Genomic DNA, 21573 nt, shown 5'->3' with positions numbered 1-21573 from the left:
TTGTGTGTTTCGTTTCTGTTATTCTTTTATTAATAATTATTCGGTTGATCCGCCAAATGCTAAATTCCCAGCATCTCCCATACCGGGTACAATGTAGGCTTTAGATGTAAGTTCATTGTCAACAGCTCCGACCCAAATGTGAGCTTCAGGAACGAAGGCATGTAGATGCTGTAAGCCTTCTTCGGAGGCGATAATTGCGGCAATATGCAGTTCTTTTATATTGTAGTTGGAAAGTAAATCACGACATACTAGGACCAAACTACGACCTGTAGCAATCATAGGGTCGGATATGATAACGACTTTGTCGTCCAGGTTTGGACAGTTCTCATATTTTTTGTGGATTTCCATTTCTCCACTTTTTTTAGTGTGCCGATAAGCTGCTATAAAAGCACTATCTGCCTGATCGAATATGTTAAGCAAACCTTGATGCATGGGGAGGCCGGCACGTATAACCGTGCCAAGGACAGGTTGTTCTATAAGCATATTATGCTCAGCTATGCCTAGAGGAGTTTCAATAGACTGTGGTTTGTAGTCTAGGTTTTGACTGATTTCATAGCCCATTATTTCACCTAAACGCTCAATATTTCTGCGGAAGCGTAATCTGTCTTTTTGTATAGATATATGTCGTAGCTCTGCTATATAATGGTTTGCTATGCTGTTTTTTTTGCTGAGTATGGTGATCATTTTGTTTGTATGCTAAATGTGTTTTTACTAAATTACTAATTCTCTTGACAGGGAAGCGATAAAAAAAACTTCTTTTTTAATTACTTTTAAAGATTATTTGGTAAAGATACATGAAGTTTGAATTAACATCAGAATATAAACCGACAGGTGATCAGCCTCAGGCTATTAAGGAACTTGTGGCAGGCGTTAATGAAGGAGAACATTATCAGAATTTGTTGGGTGTAACAGGTTCAGGAAAAACATTTACTATAGCGAATGTTATTCAAGAGACACAAAGACCAACATTGATTTTAAGTCATAATAAAACACTAGCAGCCCAGTTGTATGGTGAATTTAAACAGTTTTTTCCTCAAAATGCTGTTAATTATTTTGTTTCATATTATGATTATTATCAGCCAGAAGCTTTCATCGCCTCGTCGAATACTTACATAGAGAAAGATTTAGCTATTAATGAGGAGATTGAGAAGCTGCGTTTGGCAACAACTTCTGCATTGATGTCGGGCAGGCGTGATATTGTTGTGGTATCATCTGTGTCCTGTATTTATGGTATGGGAAATCCGGAGGATTTTTCCCGGTCTATTTTTAGGTTTGCAGTAGGGATGACGATTAGCCGCAATGCTTTTTTACATCGCTTGGTTGAAATTCTGTATTCGCGCACTACCGGCGATTTTAAGCGAGGTACTTTCCGTGTGAAAGGAGATACAGTTGATGTTTTTCCTGCTTATTTAGATTACGCTTTCCGTATTTCTTTCTTTGGGGATGAGATTGATGAAATATCAGAAATAGATCCGATGTCAGCAAAGACAATTACTAAGGTTGCGGATATTGCACTATTCCCAGCAAATTTATTTGTAACGCCAAAAGAAAAGTTTACGGAATCTATATGGGCAATACAGGCTGAATTGGTGCAGCGGGTTGCGCAGCTGGAAGAAGAAGGAAAGATGCTGGAAGCAAAGCGGCTGGAGGAGCGGGTAAATTATGATCTTGAGATGATGCGCGAATTGGGGTACTGCTCGGGTATAGAAAATTACTCCCGTTTTTTTGATGGTAGAGAGCCGGGTATGCGACCGTTCTGTTTGTTGGATTATTTCCCTGAAGATTATTTGTTAGTGATCGATGAGAGTCACGTGACGCTACCACAGTTGCGAGCAATGTACGGAGGTGATCGGTCGCGCAAGCTATCGCTGGTAGAGCATGGGTTCCGATTGCCGGCAGCAATGGATAATAGGCCACTTAATTTTCCAGAGTTTGAATCATTAACCAATCAGACTATTTATGTTTCTGCTACTCCAGGGGATTATGAATTGCAGCAGACAGAAGGAGTCGTTGTTGAGCAGGTTATTAGGCCAACTGGGTTGTTGGATCCAATTATAGAGGTGAGACCTGCAATGAACCAAGTGGATGACTTCCTAGAACAGGTGGAACAAACAATTAGTGAGGGAGGCCGGATTTTAGCTACTACCCTAACAAAACGTATGGCAGAAGAACTGACGAAGTATATGGCAAAATTAAATGTAAAAGTGCGCTATATACACTCTGAAATTAAAACTTTGGAGCGCGTGGAGATTTTACGTGGCTTGCGTTTGGGAGAGTTTGACGTACTGGTTGGAGTGAATTTACTAAGAGAGGGGTTAGACTTGCCCGAAGTAACTTTAGTTGCTATCCTAGATGCCGATAAAGAAGGGTTTTTACGTTCAGAACGATCACTTATTCAGACAATCGGGCGTGCAGCAAGAAATGATAAAGGGCGTGTGATCATGTACGCAGATCGTATGACGGATAGTATGCGTGTGACAATTGAGGAAACAAATCGTAGGCGGGAGAAACAAACTGCTTATAATGAGAAGCATGGCATTATACCAAGAACAGTAGGTAAAACCCGAGAGGAAATCATGGAGCAAACTTCGGTTGCTGACTTTATGCCGGGAGAGGTTAAGGCTTATGTTGAACCGGATGCTGCAACGCTGATTGCCGCAGATCCAGTTATGGAGCATTTAGGAGAGAAGGAGATGAAGAAAGCCATTGATAATGTAAAACGACAAATGGATAAAGCTGCAAAAGATATGGATTTCTTAGAAGCAGCAAAGTTGAGAGACGAGATGTTTGCTTTGGAAAAGCTATATGTTAGCAAATTTGGGGATACCAGATAATTATCGATAAATAGTTTATTTTTATAAAAAACCTTATTACATTTATAAAAATCTAAATAAATAAGCTATTGTTTGATAAATTTTAAATGAATGAGAAAGCCAGTCTTGGTTATTAAGTTTGGATCAGCTTCTATAACAACAAAAGAAGGGAAGATTGATGAACGTGTGATTTTAGAGATAGCCCGACAAACAGCTCAGTTGCAAGCACAGTATAATATTGTTCTTGTCTCGTCAGGAGCTGTGGCTGCGGGTAAGAAGTATATAAGTAATTATACTGGTACGTTATCCGAACGTAAAGCGGCAGCGGCGTTAGGTAACCCCTTGTTAATAGGTAAGTACAGTACTTATTTTAAACCTTTTGGTATTGCTTTAGCACAAAGTTTATGTGAAAGACAACATTTTGCAAATAGAGATCAATTCTTACAATTAAAGGCTACTTATCAAGAGTTATGGAAGAACGGTGTCATTCCTGTCGCTAACGAGAATGATGTGGTAAGTAACAAAGAGCTTAAGTTTTCTGATAATGATGAATTGGCGACTTTGATTGCAGTAGGCTTTGGTGCAGAGCAAGTATTATTTAGTACGTCTGTGCCCGGGGTGTTGGACGCCAGGGGAGAAGTGGTCCGAGAAATTGAAGTTGTAAATAAAGAAGCATTAGGCCTTGCGCGTAAAGATAAATCTTCTGTTGGGCTGGGAGGAATGGTTTCTAAACTTAATTTTGCACGCTTAGCAAATCAAATGGGAATTCAAGCTGTAATATTTAGCATGCAGACCGAGGATGGTATTTTGAAAGCGGTGAAGGGAGATACAGGAACCGTGTGTCGGGCACAGGCAATTAAAGTGTCGTCACGGCGCAAGTGGTTGGCAAGTGGAGGATTGATTAAAGCTTTGGTTACAGTGGACGAGGGGGCAGAACAGGCGCTAAAAGATAGGAAAAGCCTATTAGCCGTTGGTATTATTTCCGTAAACCAATCTTTTGAGACAGGAGAGATGTTTCAGGTTATTAATCAGCAAGGGGAGATCTTCGCTGTAGCACAAGCCAAAACAGATGTGAATGACTTGGCTTCTATACAATTTAGAAAAAATGTAGCAATAGCACATGCAGATGATATTGTGTTATTGTAGGGATGTAAAAAAATAAAAGAGGCGAAATAACATGAAGATCGATATTCAGGCGGAGCTGTATGCAGCGCATAAAGCCACGGTGCCATTAAAACGATTAACCGATAAAGAAAGATGTATTCTACTGGAAACTATTTCTGTTTTATTGCGCAAGCGAAAAGATGCGGTAATAATAGAAAATGAGAAAGATCTGTCACAGATGTCTCCTGAGGATTCCCGTTATGATCGCTTGTTATTGACTAATGAGCGGATAGAGGCTTTAGCGGAAAGTGTGCTTGCTGTTGCATCACTAGCTGACCCTACGAATGTGAGTGTATCAAAAACTGTCCGTGAAGATGGCCTGTTAATTGAAAAAAAGACCGTCCCTTTGGGGGTAGTAGGTGTTATTTACGAATCAAGACCTAATGTGACTATTGATGTAGCAGCTCTTTGCTTGCGTTCTGGAAATGTGTGTGTACTACGTGGGGGCACTGATGCTTGGTATAGTAACCAGATTTTGGTTAAGATCATACAAGATGCGCTAGAGCAAGAGGGCTTAGATAAGCATATGGTACAGCTTTTACCAACAGATAGGAAATTTGTTGCAGAACTTTTGACAGCAACAAAATATATAGACATTATTATTCCCAGAGGATCACAATCTTTGATTGAGTTTGTTCGTAGTAATGCGAAAGTTCCTGTTATTGAGACAGGGGCTGGTGTTTGTCATACTTATGTTCAGGAGTCTGCGGATTTAGATGCTGCGGTTCGTATTGTTGCTAATGCCAAAATATCACGACCCTCCGTATGTAATGCTTTAGATACCGTACTTGTTGATAAAAAAGTAGCTAAGGATTTTTTATCACGTGTGGCTCCTGCTCTGGCAGAATATAAAGTTGGAATTTATGCGGATGTTGTAGCTTATCAGTTTTTAGATGAAGCGGGCTACCCTGTACTTTATCATGCGCAAGAGGAGGATTTTGGACGTGAGTTTTTGTCTTTGAACTGTTCTGTGAAAGTGGTGGATTCAATGGACGATGCTTTAGCACATATTTTGCAACATTCGTCAAAACATTCCGAATGTATTGTATCGACAGATTCTGAAGTAATCGATACTTTTATGACCACCGTGGATGCGGCAGCGGTTTATGCTAATGCATCGACTAGGTTTACCGATGGTGGTGAGTTTGGGTTAGGTGCTGAAATAGGTATCTCTACTCAAAAACTGCATGCAAGAGGCCCATTTGCTCTTGAAAAATTAGTGACGGAAAAATGGTTTGTGACAGGACAGGGGCATATTAGATAAGGATTATGGGGATTCGTTACGAGAAAGATACGATATTAAATTGGGTGAATGAGATGGGTAAATTTTTACGTTTACTCGTAGATAAATATGAAGCTTTTGATGAACCTGCTGATCCTAGCTTATTAGAGGATGGTTATTTAAAGTTTTTTAATGTTGATCGATCGTGGTTCATTGAAACTAAAACAGAAGAATTACTTGATTATATCGACAGAAGCTTGGATAAGGAGCAAATAAGACCTTTGGCTTTATTGTTGCTGAGGGATGGTTTGCTTTGTCAAGAACGTGCACAGTCTTTAGAGCTTTTTAGAAGGGCAAAGCTATTGTTAAATCATGCTTCAGTTAGTCTGGGAGCTTTCTCCTTTGAAGATTATGCTCACTTTGCATTGATTGATGAGGAATTGGCTAAGGGGTAGTTTTGTCTGTAATAGGCTTTGGCTACTTAGAAAAAAGGTAGCCAAAGCTATTCATTTATTTTAATACTTCACGGGCTATAACTAAACGTTGTATTTCAGATGTGCCCTCATATATCTGTGTTATTTTAGCGTCTCGCATTAAGCGTTCTACGTGATATTCTTTGACATAACCATAACCTCCATGTATTTGTACTGCTTCAATGGTGGTTTTCATAGCGACTTCTGAGGCATATAGCTTTGCCATAGCCGCAGCTTTAGCATAAGGCTTTCCTTGATCTTTTAGCCAAGCTGCTTTATAGGTTAGTAAGCGGGCGGCTTCTATTTCTGTTTCCATATCAGCAAGTTTAAACTGTATTGCCTGATGCTGGGCAATGGGTTTTCCGAATGTTTCCCGCTCTTTTGCATAAGCTATAGATAGCTCATAAGCTCCCGCCGCTATACCTAATGCTTGCGCTGCTATACCTATACGGCCACCATCAAGTGTTAACATGGCAAATTTAAAACCAAATCCATCTTCTCCAATACGATTGGCTTTGGACACTTTGACGTCATCAAAAAGCAAAGAATGAGTATCTGAACTGCGAATGCCCAACTTATTTTCCTTTGGACCTATACTGAAGCCTGGCATCCCTTTTTCAACAATAAAGACATTGATACCACGGTGACCTTTTTCCTGATGAGTTTGTGCAATAATTAGGTAAATGTCTGCCGTGCCTCCATTAGTAATCCAATTTTTTGTGCCATTTAGTAGATAATGATCGCCTTTATCTACAGCTGTAGTGTGTTGTGATGTTGCATCTGAGCCTGCTTCAGGCTCGGATAGGGCGAAGGCGCCTAATTTATTACCATTAGCTAATGGTTTTAGGTATTTTTCTTTTTGCTCTTCAGTCCCAAACGCAGCTAGTCCGTATAAGACTAGAGAGTTGTGAGCAGACATGATAACTGCTGTCGAAGCGTCTATTTTGGCTATTTCTTCTAGTGCAATTGCATATGATAATGTGTCTAGACCAGCACCATTATAATTTTCATCAACCATCATTCCCATAAAACCTAGTTCGGCCATTTGTTTAACAAATTCGGTTGGAAATGCAGCATGTTCGTCACGCTCAATAACGCCCGGTTTTAATGTTTGTGCAAAAGAACGGGCCGTTTCTTGGATCATTTGCTGCTCTTCAGTAAGTGTAAAGTACATAATGTGTTCAAATTGAGTTAATTCAAATATAATGAATTTTACTATGCTTGCATAGTAAAATAAATAGATTCGTATTTTTATAAAAAAATAGCCTAATACTTTCCCTTTAATAAAATAATCTACTAAATTTGTAGAGTAGATAGTTTGTTTACATTTTAAAAGATAAAACAATGAGTTTAAGATTAGGAGATATTGCCCCAAATTTCAAAGCCGATACTTCTATCGGTAAAATAGACTTTCATGAATATATCGATGGAGGTTGGGCTGTTTTATATTCACATCCGGCCGATTATACTCCTGTATGTACAACAGAATTGGGGCGTACGGCTCAGTTAAAGGAAGAGTTTGATAAGCGCAATGTGAAAGTGTTAGCTTTAAGTGTAGATTCAGTGTCGGAACATTTAGGGTGGATCAAGGATATTAATGAAACTCAAAATACGAGTGTTGAGTTTCCGATTATCGCAGATGAAAGCCGTGAAGTTTCTGAATTGTATGATATGATTCATCCGAATGCATCGGCAACGGCGACTGTACGATCGGTGTTTGTAATCGGACCGGATAAGAAAGTGAAATTGACATTGACTTATCCAGCATCAACAGGACGTAATTTTTATGAAATATTGCGCGTAATCGATTCTTTACAACTGACAGACGAGTATTCGGTTGCAACTCCTGCTGACTGGAAAGATGGGGAGGATGTTATTGTTGTCCCTGCTATTAAAACGGAAGATATTCCTGCTAAGTTTCCAAAAGGATTTAAAGAGATAAAACCGTATTTGCGAACAACACCTCAGCCGAATAAATAAAAAAAATGATGAATTAGATAATTATAAAAAAAGAGGGAGCAATTTTGCTCCCTCTTCTGATTTATTAATACACTTTAACTATATAAATATAATCTTGAAGACGTTTTATCTGTTCCGTTCTGCTCAGATGATTTAACGTATTTTTGTTGCTAACTATAATTTCTGTTGGTAGTAAGTCGGCTGGTATATCTTCTAATGTTTCCATTAAGGCCTTCGTTTTAATAGCAAAGGCTGCGCCGTCTATTCCTTTTTGTTTCCCACTAATTATACCGATAACATTTCCTTCTTTGTCCAGCACGGGACCTCCGCTATTACCTGGGTTGACCGGAATTGATATCTGGTAAGCCAACGTGTCTCCGGCATAACCGGTCGAGGAGCTGAGATATCCTTGACCATAAACAGCTTCATCTCGAGGAAAACCAATGGTAAATATGTCTTCACCTAGATCAGAATCACGGTTTTTAAAAGTATAAGGTACCTGCTTAACGGAGCGGAATGAGGAGTCATTGATATGTAAGATAGCTAAGTCTTTTTCAGGGCTGGTGAAAATAACTTCAGCTTTGAATGTTTCACCTCCGTTGTTTTGAAGACGTATAGAATCTGCACCATTTATAACATGATAGTTTGTGACAACGTAGCCGCTCTTCGTAATCATAAAGCTTGTTGCTCCATAATGTGTTGTTTCATCACTGTTTTTATCTTTGTTGAAACTTCTAATAGCGGCATTATGTGCGTTGACGTTGCGTTTAACATTATTCATGTCTCGACGTAAAGCACTGTAATCAGAAGTGGTTTTCTTTAATGTGGAATAATATCCAGTCAGCCATAGCGTGGAAAAAACAGAAACAATAGCAATTGCAGCAGCAACTGCTACATTAAGTTTTAGTCGATTCCAAATGGCAGATAAAGAAATTACCTGTGTAGCTTGTTTTTTTGCCTTTTTTGGTTTTTGTTGATGTAAAGCTTTTTTGAACTCATTCCTATGCTGATTTTTCTTGTAGATGCTGAGAAATTCTTTGTGTTCACGAAATAGTTGTGCATCCTCTGGAAAAAAAATGCAGTATTGTTCAAATTGAAGAATTTCACTTTTGCTTAATTCTTCATTTAAATATTGATCAGCCCACTCTAAAAAATCCTGCTCATTTAACCTTTTCATGATTCTATTCTAACTTACTTTTGAAAAAATATTTTTTTTAATCGCTGAAGGCATTTATATTTTTGATTTTTAGCATTATCAGGATTGGTATAACCAAACTTCTCTGCTATCGCAGACATGGACTTATTTTTTATGTAAAAGTCATGTAATATACTTTTACAGGGCTCACCTAAAGCGAGCATGGCGCTTTCCATATGTGCCAATTTAGACTCCAATGCCTTATGCTCTTCAATAGCTTCTTCAGCAATTAGTAAATCTAAATGATCATCGACAGAGTCTTTATGATATCTAGTTTTACCTCGAGTAAGTTGTTTTAGCCATAAGCGTCGTGCAATAGCATATAAGAAAGTCTGTAACTTGCTTGTCAGGTGGAAATCTTCGCTTTTAGTAACTCGATCATAAAAGACCATGACGGTTTCCTGAAAAATATCTTCAGCTTCTTGTGTACTTCCTTGATTGTCGATAATCATTCGAGCTATCGGTGGATAGCACAATTTATAGATGTGTTCTATAGCTTGGTGGTTGCCAATTCTGATTGCTTGAATGATATTTTCATCAATGCTTATATCGCTGTTTTCCTTACTCACTTATTAATACCTTATTTGTCAAATGGTAACCTGTTGTTTTGATTTTTCTTTTTAAACTATATCAATTGATTACTTTTCTATTGGGTTAAAGATAAAAAAAAAGCTCTCAATTTGTTGAGAGCTTTTCTTGAAAAACTATTTGTTAGTGGGCTGAACCACCTTTTTTGCTTTTTTTCTGTGAAGGACCGAATACATTGCCTACCATAGTCATAGCACATCTAAAGCCAGTCATGGCATCGGATTCATCTTGTTGCATAAATCTGCGTGTGGCGGGGTTTAACCAATAAGGACGATCATTCCATGAACCACCCTTATATACTCGGCTGTTGTTATTAACTAGAGATGTTTTCCCGTAAAGCTCTTCTACTTCTTCATCTTCGAATCCGCGGGCATCATATTTATACGCAGATGTGGTGCCTTGTTCTCCATTTTTAGATGCTTGAAGCTCTTCCCAAGACTGTTTGCGCGGTGCGCGTGCAGGAACTTTAATAGGGCGGCCATATTTGTCTTTAGCTAATACACGGGCTTCAGCATCTTCGTATTGATTATCTTGAAATACATTCCCTCTAAAAGGGTTGAAGTCTTCGAAGTCTTCGAATGAAAGTTGACGATACACGTCATTTACCCATTCGTTGACGTTTCCTGCCATGTTATAAAGTCCAAAGTCATTAGGAGCGTAACTCGTAACCGGAACAGTAATGTCTCCACCGTCATTTAAATCGCCAGCTACACCCATATTATTTCCTCTTCCTATTTTGAAGTTAGCCATCATGCGGCCTTGATTTGATCTTTTAGCTGACCGCACGCCCAATCCACTCCATGGGTATATTCTACTGTCTTCGACGTTGCCTCTAACACTGTTGCCTATTAGACCTAAGGCTGCATACTCCCATTCCGCCTCTGTTGGTAAACGATAAGGTTGTTTTAAGATACCGTCTTCCATACGCACTGAACGCTTAGCGCCTGCTTCTGCTTCAGGTCGTGTGTCGTTGGGCATTTTCGGGCCATCGATTCCTTCTCCACGGAGTTGTCCATTTAGATATATTTCCGTATTAAAAGCATCCCCTTGTACATTTTGCTCTGCCTTTGTTTTATAATCTGTTAAGATGCCCGACCGCCTAAGAATATTTTCATTTACTCGATCTGTTCTCCATTGGCAATAAGCGGTGGCTTGCTCCCAAGAGACTCCAACTACTGGATAGTCTTGGAACGATGGGTGCCTTAAATAGAGGTTGACATAAGGCTCATTATACGATAAAGGATGGCGCCAGACTAAAGAGTCAGGTAATGCATCATAGTATAGCTTGCCGTCATCAGGGAAGTTCTGTGCTATCCAATGTAGATACTCTAGCCAATCTGCATTAGAAACCTCTGTCTCGTCAATGTAAAATGAAGCGACAGTAACTCGACGTTTTATATTGTCATGGCTGTAAGCTATATCTTCGTTTAAGCTTCCTCCCATGACAAAGGTCCCACCTTCAATCGCAACTAATCCCGGCCCTGGGGTTTCTTTGACTTTTCGATTGATTTGTAGGCCTCCATTATGAGGATCGTTATAAGCTACTCCTGTTTTTGCGGATACATCTCGTCGCCCGGATCTACTTTTACAAGAGATAAGGGTGAGTATAGTGAGAGCCACAATAATAAGAGGTAAAGTTTTTCTCATTGTAAAGTTGGTTTTCAATATCATAAAATATAATTATGAATTTTACGAAGCAAAAGTAACAAATTATTATTACTAAGTAGTTATTGGTGAGGTTTTATATCGTAGTAATATGACTACGTATATTGATTTAGATGGGCTGTTATTTAACAGTTTTTAGAATATTTAGTACTAGAAATAAGCTCCTTTAACTAATATTTGTATAATTTAGAGATTTTGATAGCGAATAGGGATCTTTTAGGGTAAGTGATGAGTTCTTTACTTGATAAGATAGCTATACAGAGGGGTTTTTTATTGAAGTATAATTGAAATTATAAATGAAGATTAAGGTAGGTTTTGGTTTTGACGTTCATCAGGTAGCGAAAGGATATCCATTCATAATTGGTGGGGTTGATTTAGAACATCATTCGGGAGCATTTGGTCATTCTGATGCTGACGTTTTAGCGCACGCAATATGTGATGCTATTTTAGGCGCTGCAAATTTGGAGGATATCGGTTATCATTTCCCAAATACAGACCCGCAATGGAAGGGGGTAAGTAGTTTGTTGCTTTTAGAAAAATGCGTCGAGTTGATTAAAGAAAAAGGTTTTGAATTAGGTAATATAGATGGTATGCTATGTTTAGAAGCTCCTAAAATTAAACCTTTTATTCCTGCTATGAAAGAAAATATTGCGCGCGCGGCCGGTATTTCTGTAGAGGATGTTTCTATTAAAGCTACAACCAATGAAACAATGGGTTTTATTGGTCGTGAAGAAGGGGTAGTGGCTTATGCTGTATGTCTTATTCAGAAAGTTTAGGCTTTCTGAAATAAAGAAATGCTATAATAGCGGCTACTAAAGAAAGAATAGAGCCCATAATGAAGGGAGCTCCCGGAAAATAAACGGTGGTTCCTTTTTTTGTGAAAGTATAGAAAAGATTAGTCATCATTAATGGACCTATAATGGCTGTTAGACTGATAATGGAGGCAATTCCGCCTTGTATACGCCCCTGTTCATTATTGGGAGTAAGATTAGATATCAATCCTTGTATTGCGGGGCCGGCAATACCGCCTAAAGCATAGATAGCTCCAGAGGCAAACATTGTTGTTGTATTTATGGATATGCCCATAGCGACCATGGAAATGCTGTAAAAAATCAAACCTATTAATACTGCTTTTGGTAAGCCTATTTTGGGAATGATAAGGCGTATTAAGCCTGCTTGAACAATAGCAGCTAGAGCACCTATGAAACCAAGGGATAGGCCAACAGTACGTTCATCCCAATCAAAAGCTTCCATAGTGTAATATGACCAGGTGCTTTGTATAGCATGTGCAGCTAGGTTTATGAGGAATATACATATAGCTAATGTGTGAATTTGAGGGAAATTTTTGATGTAATTAAATGTTCCGATGGGATTCGCATTTTTCCAAGAGAATTCTCTTCGATCTTCTACTTTTAATGATTCGGGTACTACAAAATAGCCGTATAGTAAGTTTAGTAAACTAAGTGCTCCTGCAGCAAAGAATGGAATGCGCGTTCCGTATTGCCCGAGTATACCCCCGATAACTGGACCTATAATAAAACCTAGTCCGAATGCCGCTCCCAGTAATCCGAAGTTTTGTGCTTTTCTATCGGGCGTACTAACGTCGGCTATATAAGCCGCTGCTACTGTGTGGCTAGCCCCTGTGATTCCTGCAACTAATCGACCAATAAAAAGCCAAAGTATGGAGGTCGCAAATCCCATTAATGTATAGTTAATACAAAAGCCTAAAAGGGAAATTAAAAGAACAGGGCGTCTTCCAAATCTATCACTTAAATTTCCTAGGACAGAAGCAAATATAAACTGTGTAAAGGCATAAGAAAACATAAGCCATCCCCCGTAACGAGACGCCTCGCTTAAATCACCATCTATAAGTTCTCGTATTAGTCCAGGGATTACGGGTATGATAATACCTAATCCTATGGTGTCAATGACGACAGTTAGGAAAATGAAAAATAAAGCAGAATTATTTGTTTTAAACATAGAGGTGCTGATTTCTCCTGAAATGCTAATTTAACTTTGTGATTTGTTCCGGACTAAGTACGTCAAAAATAAGGTTTTGATTATATAATAAATCTTTTTTTTGTAACTGTTTGACTACTTTGTGGATAATTCACGTTTTTTAAAGCATTGCGCCCCTGTAATTGTTGGAATTATGGTATTTTTGTGCTTTAATTGGATTGAAATATTATTAGCAATAAGTATTAAGTAATTATTTTACATGGTGATCAATTCTGATAAGAGAGTTTGGGTGCGGTTTTTGCTCTTTGTTCAAGCTGTATTGCTTCTGTTTTTTACAATGTCGGGATGCAAGAGTTCTAAAAGAAAATTAGCGTCCAAGCAAAGTAGTATAGATGATAGCTTGAAGACTGATTTTTTTCAAAATCTAACATCAAAGTATAACATTTTATATAATGCGAATAATATGTTAGAGCAGGAACGTAAATCTATTTATGATGGCACAGGTAAAAATTATCAGGTACGGTTAAGCGTTTTTGATGAGCCTACCGTGAATGGGGATCCTCATAAAGCAATGGATTCATTGGTTCAGAAGGCTTATAAGATTGTTAATACGAAGCAAGAAAGCAAGTATGTTGGTGAAGCGTATTTTATCATTGGTAAAGCTTATTATTTAAAAGGGTCTTATTATACGGCTGTTGAGTTTTTTGATAAGCTTATTAAGGATAAGGAATTCGCGGTTAAATATAGACCTTTAGCTTACGCTTGGAAATCGAGAGCCTTATTGCAGATTAATAAGACAGAACAGGCAGAAAAAGCTGTGGATTCTGCATTTATGTTCGTTGATGATAATAAGAAAGTACGGACTTTTGTGAATGCTGCAAAGGCAAATGTTCTTTTAAGGCTTGGTAGGCCGGAAGAGGCAGTCCCGTTTTTGGAGTATGCGTTGGAATCTAATAAGGACAGATATGATAAAGAACGTTGGCGCTTTTTGTTAGCGCAGTTATATCAGGAAAAAGAGGAAAATGAAAAGGCAAGACAAATGTTTGAAAAGATGTCACGTAGCAATGCTCCTTTTGATATGTCTTTTGAAGCTGCGCTTCAAGCTGCTTTTTTAGAGGGAAAACTATCGGGCGACGACTTGAATTCTCGTGTTAAACCATTTTTATCTATGTTAAGACAAGGAAAACATGAGGGGTATAAAGATCAAATTTTGTACGAGGTAGGGAAGGTTTACCTTGTGGAAGGGGATGAAGAAAATGCTTTTAAATATTTTAATCTCTCTCTTCAAAATGCGGATGCAAGTTTGTATCAAACTACAGAAACCTATTTGACATTAGCCGATTATCATTTTGAGAAAGGAAGATATCATGCAGCACAGTTATATTATGACAGTACTGCTAGTGTTTTGCCAAACGATTATACAGATGTTAACAAAGTGAGGAGGAAGCTTGCTTATATGGGAGAGCTTACCAAGCTGTATGAAGTCAATCTGTGGCAAGATACTTTAATTTCTTTGGGGAAGCTTGACGACGAAGGTCGTATGGAAGAAGTGTCTAAATATGCAGCTAAGCAGTTATTTGTTAAGCAGGCTGAAACGGAGAGACAGCGTTTGTTGACGAAAAATAGTGAAAAGAGAAAAAATAACGTGCAAGAGCGTCAGCAGGTTTTTAACAATACATTTGTCGCAACAGAACCTCAGTCAGCAGCAAGCACCTTTACTGATAATAGGTTCTATTTTAATAATACAGATGCTTTATTATTAGGAGCGTCAGAATTTAAACGCAGATGGGGTACCAGGCAACTAAAAGATGATTGGCGTTTTTCTGCGGATAATACAGCCAGTTTATCAATAGATACAGCTATTAGAAAAGAGTCGCAAGTGATAGCGAGTACTGATTCGTTAGATACAGGTGAGTTTCTTTACTTAGCCAAACGCAGGTATTTGGATTCTATTCCAGATAGTCAGTCGGAATATGATAGACGATTGGGAATAGTACATGACAATATGATTGTTATAGGAAATATTTATAGAGATTATACACGGGATAATAGAGATGCTATTATTGCTTATGAAGCATTTTTAGAACGTTTTCCGAATACAACGGCAAGTGCAGAGGTGTATTATTCTCTTTATAGAATGTATGATGAGGTGGATATTGCAAAAAGTACAGTATATAAAAACAAGTTGATTGAACTTTTTCCAAACACATTGCATGCTAAAGTTGCAAAAGATCCTTATTATATGGATAAGGTAAATAGAGATAAAAAAGTTTTAGATCGTGCGTTTGAACGCTTGTTCACACTATATGCAAAAGGAGATTACGTTGAAGTGATAAAACAAGCCAATGAAGAATTGCAGGGAGGTTTTGAAGCTTCGACCATGTTGGCTCAGATTGAGTATTTAAAAGCATTAGCTATAGGTCGTGTAGGACGTGTGGCGGATTTTACCAGTGCGTTAGAGACGTTGGTTGATAATTACCCTGCAGATAGCTTAGTAGTTCCTTTAGCGCTGGAAAACTTAACCTTCATAGAATCTAACCCTAATCTTTTTGTTAACCGGGTCAATGCCTTGCAGGACATTGATAAAAGCCGTGTAGCTTTTGTTGATGAGCCGGACATGACGCCTTGGCCAGCGTTAAATATTTATGGAGATTATAGAACAGGAGTTGCTTTAGTTCAGCCGAAGAAAGAAGAAGAGCTGAAAGTAGAAGACCCCCTTCAAGTAGAGAAAGAGAGTGAAAAAGTCGAGTTGCTCTTAGCAGGTGAACTTGACTCCAAGCTACAAGTAAAAGCAAACCTAGATTTGCGAAGTGGTCAGGCTGAATTAAAAAGGAGGGAAGGAGGGAATGTAATCGCAAATTTAACGATAGAGGAGGAGGAAGAAAGAAAGGTTGCAACACTGGATGGAATGGGGATCAAGGTAGCTGATAGTAAAAAAAGTGGTTTGGGGAATACGGTTGTTAAATTAGATACAAAGGCGATAGGAGGGGCAGATCTGTCTATTAATTACGGTCCTAATGAATATCGGGATAAGAAGTTGTTCCCAGATACGGCAACTTATTTTTTCACTATTAATATAAAAGATCCCAGAGTGAATTTAGCCCCTAGTCGCTACGGTATTGGGCAGTTTAACCGTTCAAGATACCAGCGTGCAAATATCAGTCACCAATTACAATTGATTAATGCTGAAAATCAATTGTTGTTTGTCGGGCCATTTGAAACTTTTGAAGAAGTGAAGACATATGAATCAAGAATATTACCTTTGTTGCCTGAGATAATGAAAGTCCCGGAATCTGATTATAATTCTTTTGTTATAACGAAAGAGTTATTAGGTACATTGAAAGATGGAATACAGATAAGCGATTACCATCAAATTTATATAGAGCAATAAATTGTATTTTAAGTACGATGAAGAGAGAATCAAAAAAAACATTATTAACACAAGAAGATATTAAGCGTTATACACGGAATTTTTGGCTTTTATTTTTTAGTGTTGTAGTTATAGCTTGTATTTTTATTTTGAGTGTCAGAGTTGGCATGTTTGGGAAATTACCTTCATTCCAAGAATTGGAAAACCCGAAGAGTAATTTGGCTTCCGAGATCCTGAGCGATGATTTAAAAGTACTCGGAACTTATTATAGACATAATAGATCGAATGTGAAATATAGTGAGCTGTCTCCTCATTTGGTGAATGCACTCATAGCCACCGAGGATAAACGTTTTTATTCACATTCGGGGATAGATTATTCTAGGACGTTAACAACGGTTTTTCATACTTTAACAGGTAATAAGCAGGGGGGAAGTACTATTACCCAACAATTGGCTTTAAACTTATTTTCTGAACGAAGAGAGCGTAATACAGCTAAACGTATTATGCAGAAATTTCAGGAATGGGTAACTGCTGTTAGATTGGAACGTAATTATACCAAAGAGGAAATTATTACAATGTATTTTAATACCGTAGACTTTGGAGCTTATAATACCTATGGAATAAAGTCTGCAGCTCGTACGTATTTTAATTCTACACCTGCTGAACTGAATGCCGAAGAGGCTGCTATGCTTGTGGGTATGTTAAAAGGAACTTCTCTTTATTCGCCTGTAAAAGCTCCGGAAAGAGCAATTGTAAGAAGGAATACCGTTTTGATGAATATGGAAAAACAAAATTTCCTGACACAAAGCGAATATGCGAAAGCTAAAGAAAGCCCGATCAATTTACGCCTGAGAATTTCCAATTATGGAGAAGGCTTAGCACCTTACTTTAGGGCAGTATTGAAAGAGGAAATAAAAAAGGAATTTAAAAGATTGTCTATTACAAAGGCAGATGGGTCGGCTTATGATTTGGATAGGGATGGTTTGAAGGTTTATACGCCGATTAATTACGCAATGCAGCAATATGCTGAAGAAGCGCAAAAAGAATGGATGGCTAAATTGCAACGAGACTTTGACCGACAATATAAAACTGCAGATCCTTTTAAAGGAGATAATGCAAAGTTGTTGATTACTGGTATGCGCAGGTCAGATCGATATCGGATGCTGAAAGAAGAGGATATGACCGAGGAGCAAATAAGAGCGGAGTTTGATAAGAAGGTGCCTATGACTTTGTTTACTTATAAAGGAAATATAGATACTATGATGACTCCTATGGATTCGATCAGGTATAATAAGCTCTTTTTGCAAAATGCAGTAATGTCTATGGAACCTAAAACCGGACATATTAAAGCCTGGGTGGGGGGAATTAGCTTTGAGCATTTTAAATTTGACCATGTGAAATTAGCTGAACGACAAGTAGGATCAACAGCTAAACCTTTTACATATGCTTATGCTATTGATAATGGCTACTCGCCTTGCGTGTCGGTCCCTAATCATTTACAGACCTATGGTAAGTGGACTCCGAGAGGAACGGCCAATGGCGGTGACCCAATTACTTTAAAAAATGCTTTAAAATTATCCCAAAACTTTGCTTCAGCTTATTTGATTAATGAAGTTGGGGCTGCGAATGTTGCAACGTTGACAAAGAAAATGGGTATTACTTCTGAAGTGCCGCCATATCCTTCGATTGCACTTGGAGCTTATGAGGCTTCTGTATATGATATGGTGGGAGCTTACTCTGCTTTTGTAAATCATGGAACGTGGATCGAGCCAATAATGATTTTGCGTATAGAGGATAAAAATGGAACCCCTATCTATGAAAAAGCTCCACATGTGGTAAAAGCATTGAATAGTGAAACTGCTTATGCAATGGTTGATATGCTGCGCGGTGTGGTTGATGGAGGGACGGGGTCACGCTTGCGTCGGGCAGAGTATGGAGGGCTTACGCAGCCTATAGGAGGAAAGACAGGAACAACGAATGATAACTCTGATGCTTGGTTTATAGGTGTAACACCTGAGCTGGTGACAGGAGTATGGACCGGAGCTGAAGATAGAGGAATACGTTTTTATAGTATGGCGTCGGGGCAAGGGGCTCAAGCAGCTTTGCCAATCTTTGGGCTGTATATGAAGAAGGTTTATGCAGATAAGAAGTTGCACTATGGAGATGCAAAATTTGAAATGCCTGAGGGGGGGATTACTAGGTTTGAATTAGATTGTAATCAATTTGTTCCTTTTATGGGGGCGCCAATAGAAAATGAAGAGTTAAATGATAACAGGTTGGGCTTTTAAAAGTCCCTAAATGTTGTTTCGAAAGGGAGCAAAAGACGTTTTATAAGATTCGTTTTTTGCTCTTTTGTATTTGATGTGATTGCAGATGGATGTTTTTGATTATAAAGAAGAGCTTAGGAAGGTTCCACATAAACCCGGAGTTTACCAGTATTTTGATAAAAATAATGAACTGATTTACATTGGTAAAGCAAAAGACCTGAGAAATAGGGTCGGGTCTTACTTTGTTAATGAAACTCAATTGAATGCAAAGACAAGAGTGCTTGTACGTAAAATTGCAAGACTTAGTTTTACAATTGTAGATACAGAAATAGACGCTTGGCTGCTTGAGAATAATTTGATTAAAAAGCATAAGCCCCGCTATAACGTATTACTTAAAGATGATAAAACATATCCATGGATTGTTATTAAAAATGAAAATTTTCCGCGTGTTTTCTGGACGAGAAACTATGTGAAAGATGGCTCAAAGTATTATGGCCCATACGCATCTGTGGGTATGATGCATATTATTTTAAGTATGATTAGAGAACTTTTCCCCTTGCGGACTTGTAATCTCAATCTATCAGAAGCTAATATTGCAAAGGGAAAATATAAGGTTTGCTTAGAATATCAAATCGGAAATTGTAAAGGACCCTGCGAAGGTTATCAGACCGAAGAGGATTATGAACAGAACCTTTCGGATATTAAAGATATTTTGAACGGAAAGATAGCAATTGTTACTAATCGTTTGAAAAGTCAAATGAAAGCCGCCGCCGAGGCAATGAATTATGAGCTTGCTCATCGCTTAAAAGTTAAATTAGATAAATTATCCAATTATCAAAGTAAATCCACTGTTGTTAGCTCCTCCATTACGAATATCGATGTATTTAGCATCGCATCAGATGATAATTATGCTTTCGTTAACTATTTAAAAGTAGCTCATGGTGTCGTGATTCAAACGCAAACTATTGAGTTAAGAAAACGTTTGGACGAGACGGAAGAGGAGCTCTTGAGTTTAGCAATTCCAGAAATACGAGGCCGGTTCAGGAGTACCTCCCGAGAGATTATTGTACCATTTGATATCCCGATCGAAACAGATAGTGCTTTGAAGTTTACAGTGCCAAAAGCCGGAGATAAAAAGAGTTTGTTGGATCTCTCTATGAAAAATGTTGCTTACTTTAAGAAAGAGCGTATGCTACATTATGAGCGCCTAAATCCGGATGTGAAGGTGGAGCGTATCTTGACTCAGATGAAAAAAGATTTGAGAATGAATGTTTTGCCACAACATATAGAATGTTTTGATAACTCAAATATTCAAGGAAGCTTCCCTGTCTCTGCAATTGTTGTGTTTAAAGATGCAAAACCTTCAAAGAAAGATTATAGACATTTTAATGTGAAGACAGTAGATGGGCCGAATGATTACGCGACTATGGAAGAGGCTGTTTATAGGCGCTATAAAAGACAATTGGAGGAAGGGGCAGAGTTACCTCAGCTCGTAGTGATTGATGGAGGAAAGGGGCAGTTGAGTGCTGCTTTGAAAAGCTTAAGATTATTAGGGATAGAAAAAAAGATGACGGTTATAGGGATTGCAGAGCGCCTAGAAGAACTATATTTTCCTGGTGATCAGTATCCTTTATATTTAGATAAGAGATCAGAAACTTTGCGAGTAATACAACATCTTCGTGATGAAGCCCATCGTTTTGGTATTACTTTTCACCGAAATCAACGAAGTAAGAAAACATTTGTGTCCGAGTTGGACAATATTCCTGGAATAGGAAAAGTCTCTGTAGAGAAATTGCTGAAAAAGTTTAAGTCAACAAAAAGAGTTAAAGGAGCTACGGATGATGAGTTGAGCGAAGTGCTGAACAAAAAACAAGTTCATGCACTCCGGGCCTATTTTAATGATCAATCGTCGTAGCCGAATTTTTTTAAATAATTTTTCTTACTGCGCCAATCTGGAATTACCTTAACGAAGAGTTCTAAAAACACTTTTCCGTCAATAAACTCTTCCATATCCTGGCGGGCGTATGTTCCCACTTTTTTGATCATTGCTCCTGCTTTGCCTATAATAATATTTTTCTGCGAATCTCTTTCGACGATTATTTCTGCAGCTATACGAGTGATTTTATCCTCTTCTTTATAGCTCGTTACCACGACTTCGGTACTGTAGGGTATTTCTTTGTCGTATAGCTTGAATATCTTCTCGCGTATCATTTCTGAAATGAAAAAGCGCATATTTCTATCGGTTAGCTCGTCTTTTTCATAATATGGTGCATGTATAGGTAATTTATCTTTGATATATTCCATAATACCGGATACACCATGGTTGAGGAGTGCTGATATAGCAAAAATAGCATCTGGATTTAACTTCTCTTGCCAAAACTCTATTTTAGCTTTCACCTCTTCTTCAGAAGATTTATCAATTTTATTAATTAAAACAGCGACAGGTGAAGCAGTTTTCCGTAGTTTTTCTAAAACGTCATTTTCGTCATACTTTTCATGAATGTCGGTCATAAATAGAATTATATCAGCGTCAATTAACGATCCTTGTACAAAATTCATCATTGACTCTTGTAAAGAATAATTCGGTTTTATGACGCCAGGTGTATCAGAAAATACAATTTGATGGTTCTCGTCGTTTACAATGCCAATTATCCTGTGACGCGTGGTTTGTGCCTTTGGTGTGATAATTGACATTTTTTCACCTACTAATGAGTTCATTAGGGTAGATTTTCCGGCGTTAGGCTTGCCGATGATGCTGACGAATCCTGCTTTATGTGACATTTTTCTTGTTTCTATTTGGATTACAAAGAAACAAATAATATCTTTGTGCTCCAATAAAAGAGGAAGTAATGTTGCGCTGGGTGATAAGCAAAGCGCGTTTAAATATAAAAACACATT

At 38.1% G+C, this 21573-nt stretch carries 16 protein-coding genes; 9 read left to right on the top strand and 7 right to left on the bottom strand.

Annotated features, from left to right (window positions below):
* Positions 1-36: 36 nt before the first annotated feature.
* Positions 37-684: a uracil phosphoribosyltransferase gene (upp, locus tag ORI89_RS18380; RefSeq protein ID WP_268231979.1), complete on the bottom strand. Its 648-nt coding sequence runs from the start codon at positions 682-684 to the stop codon at positions 37-39.
* Between the two features lie 110 nt (positions 685-794).
* On the opposite strand from upp, the gene uvrB reads away from it, so the two are divergent.
* From uvrB to ORI89_RS18360, 4 genes are all read left to right on the top strand, one after another.
* Positions 795-2834, top strand: a complete 2040-nt coding sequence (gene uvrB, locus ORI89_RS18375) for an excinuclease ABC subunit UvrB (RefSeq protein WP_268231978.1) — start codon at positions 795-797, stop codon at positions 2832-2834.
* A gap of 90 nt (positions 2835-2924) precedes the next feature.
* Positions 2925-3959 carry a glutamate 5-kinase gene (gene proB / locus ORI89_RS18370; protein ID WP_268231977.1) on the top strand — a complete coding sequence of 345 codons (1035 nt, stop codon included), beginning with the start codon at positions 2925-2927 and terminating at the stop codon, positions 3957-3959.
* A gap of 31 nt (positions 3960-3990) precedes the next feature.
* Complete coding sequence (locus ORI89_RS18365; RefSeq protein WP_268231976.1) at positions 3991-5241, top strand: glutamate-5-semialdehyde dehydrogenase; 1251 nt, start codon at positions 3991-3993, stop codon at positions 5239-5241.
* Positions 5242-5246: 5 nt separating this feature from the next.
* Entirely contained in the window at positions 5247-5654 is a 408-nt protein-coding gene (locus ORI89_RS18360) for a hypothetical protein (RefSeq protein ID WP_268231975.1), read from the top strand.
* Positions 5655-5709: 55 nt separating this feature from the next.
* Here the strand turns inward: ORI89_RS18360 and ORI89_RS18355 are convergent, their stop codons facing one another.
* Positions 5710-6846: an acyl-CoA dehydrogenase gene (locus ORI89_RS18355; RefSeq protein ID WP_268231974.1), complete on the bottom strand. Its 1137-nt coding sequence runs from the start codon at positions 6844-6846 to the stop codon at positions 5710-5712.
* Positions 6847-7016: 170 nt separating this feature from the next.
* Between ORI89_RS18355 and ORI89_RS18350 the strand changes: the two genes are divergently transcribed.
* Complete coding sequence (locus ORI89_RS18350) at positions 7017-7652, top strand: peroxiredoxin (RefSeq protein ID WP_268231973.1); 636 nt, start codon at positions 7017-7019, stop codon at positions 7650-7652.
* Between the two features lie 64 nt (positions 7653-7716).
* Here the strand turns inward: ORI89_RS18350 and ORI89_RS18345 are convergent, their stop codons facing one another.
* From ORI89_RS18345 to ORI89_RS18335, 3 genes are all read right to left on the bottom strand, one after another.
* The gene (locus ORI89_RS18345) at positions 7717-8808 is read right to left on the bottom strand and encodes a S1C family serine protease (RefSeq protein ID WP_268231972.1); all 1092 of its coding nucleotides are present in this window, start codon (positions 8806-8808) and stop codon (positions 7717-7719) included.
* A 14-nt stretch (positions 8809-8822) separates the two neighbouring features.
* A complete protein-coding gene (locus tag ORI89_RS18340) occupies positions 8823-9395 on the bottom strand; it encodes an RNA polymerase sigma factor (protein WP_268231971.1) in 573 nt (190 codons plus the stop codon).
* A gap of 142 nt (positions 9396-9537) precedes the next feature.
* Positions 9538-11061: an SUMF1/EgtB/PvdO family nonheme iron enzyme gene (locus ORI89_RS18335; RefSeq protein WP_268231970.1), complete on the bottom strand. Its 1524-nt coding sequence runs from the start codon at positions 11059-11061 to the stop codon at positions 9538-9540.
* 314 nt (positions 11062-11375) lie between these two features.
* Here ORI89_RS18335 and ispF point away from each other — a divergent pair, with 314 nt between their 5' ends.
* Entirely contained in the window at positions 11376-11855 is a 480-nt protein-coding gene (gene ispF / locus ORI89_RS18330) for a 2-C-methyl-D-erythritol 2,4-cyclodiphosphate synthase (RefSeq protein ID WP_268231969.1), read from the top strand.
* On the opposite strand, the gene ORI89_RS18325 is transcribed toward ispF, so the two are convergent.
* Positions 11839-13059 (bottom strand): TCR/Tet family MFS transporter, encoded by a 1221-nt coding sequence (locus tag ORI89_RS18325; RefSeq protein WP_268231968.1) that lies wholly within the window; start codon positions 13057-13059, stop codon positions 11839-11841. The two genes, ispF and ORI89_RS18325, sit on opposite strands and share 17 nt — an antisense overlap.
* 238 nt (positions 13060-13297) lie before the next feature.
* Between ORI89_RS18325 and porW the strand changes: the two genes are divergently transcribed.
* The 3 genes from porW (at position 13298) to uvrC (ending at position 20590) form a co-directional block, all read left to right on the top strand.
* On the top strand, positions 13298-16429 hold the full coding sequence (gene porW, locus ORI89_RS18320) for a type IX secretion system periplasmic lipoprotein PorW/SprE (RefSeq protein ID WP_442800898.1): 3132 nt from the start codon (positions 13298-13300) through the stop codon (positions 16427-16429).
* A gap of 17 nt (positions 16430-16446) precedes the next feature.
* On the top strand, positions 16447-18696 hold the full coding sequence (locus ORI89_RS18315) for a penicillin-binding protein 1A (protein ID WP_268231966.1): 2250 nt from the start codon (positions 16447-16449) through the stop codon (positions 18694-18696).
* Positions 18697-18781: 85 nt separating this feature from the next.
* Positions 18782-20590 carry an excinuclease ABC subunit UvrC gene (uvrC, locus tag ORI89_RS18310; protein WP_268231965.1) on the top strand — a complete coding sequence of 603 codons (1809 nt, stop codon included), beginning with the start codon at positions 18782-18784 and terminating at the stop codon, positions 20588-20590.
* Here the strand turns inward: uvrC and era are convergent.
* Positions 20578-21456, bottom strand: a complete 879-nt coding sequence (era, locus tag ORI89_RS18305; RefSeq protein ID WP_268232000.1) for a GTPase Era — start codon at positions 21454-21456, stop codon at positions 20578-20580. The genes uvrC and era overlap by 13 nt on opposite strands.
* Positions 21457-21573: the final 117 nt, after the last annotated feature.

The sequence above is a fragment of the Sphingobacterium sp. UT-1RO-CII-1 genome (genome assembly GCF_026711005.1).
GTDB lineage: Bacteria > Bacteroidota > Bacteroidia > Sphingobacteriales > Sphingobacteriaceae > Sphingobacterium.
Note: the sequence above shows the minus strand (reverse complement) of the source record. Positions and strands in the feature narration are given on the sequence as shown.

Coding starts and splice junctions, on each gene's coding strand:
- proB (WP_268231977.1), top strand. CDS start 2,925: ATGAGAAAGCCAGTCTTGGTTATTAAGTTTGGATCAGCTTCTATAACA.
- upp (WP_268231979.1), bottom strand. CDS start 684: ATGATCACCATACTCAGCAAAAAAAACAGCATAGCAAACCATTATATA.
- uvrB (WP_268231978.1), top strand. CDS start 795: ATGAAGTTTGAATTAACATCAGAATATAAACCGACAGGTGATCAGCCT.
- ORI89_RS18350 (WP_268231973.1), top strand. CDS start 7,017: ATGAGTTTAAGATTAGGAGATATTGCCCCAAATTTCAAAGCCGATACT.
- ORI89_RS18360 (WP_268231975.1), top strand. CDS start 5,247: ATGGGGATTCGTTACGAGAAAGATACGATATTAAATTGGGTGAATGAG.
- ORI89_RS18315 (WP_268231966.1), top strand. CDS start 16,447: ATGAAGAGAGAATCAAAAAAAACATTATTAACACAAGAAGATATTAAG.
- era (WP_268232000.1), bottom strand. CDS start 21,456: ATGTCACATAAAGCAGGATTCGTCAGCATCATCGGCAAGCCTAACGCC.
- ORI89_RS18365 (WP_268231976.1), top strand. CDS start 3,991: ATGAAGATCGATATTCAGGCGGAGCTGTATGCAGCGCATAAAGCCACG.
- ispF (WP_268231969.1), top strand. CDS start 11,376: ATGAAGATTAAGGTAGGTTTTGGTTTTGACGTTCATCAGGTAGCGAAA.
- ORI89_RS18335 (WP_268231970.1), bottom strand. CDS start 11,061: ATGAGAAAAACTTTACCTCTTATTATTGTGGCTCTCACTATACTCACC.
- ORI89_RS18345 (WP_268231972.1), bottom strand. CDS start 8,808: ATGAAAAGGTTAAATGAGCAGGATTTTTTAGAGTGGGCTGATCAATAT.
- uvrC (WP_268231965.1), top strand. CDS start 18,782: ATGGATGTTTTTGATTATAAAGAAGAGCTTAGGAAGGTTCCACATAAA.
- porW (WP_442800898.1), top strand. CDS start 13,298: ATGGTGATCAATTCTGATAAGAGAGTTTGGGTGCGGTTTTTGCTCTTT.
- ORI89_RS18355 (WP_268231974.1), bottom strand. CDS start 6,846: ATGTACTTTACACTTACTGAAGAGCAGCAAATGATCCAAGAAACGGCC.
- ORI89_RS18325 (WP_268231968.1), bottom strand. CDS start 13,059: ATGTTTAAAACAAATAATTCTGCTTTATTTTTCATTTTCCTAACTGTC.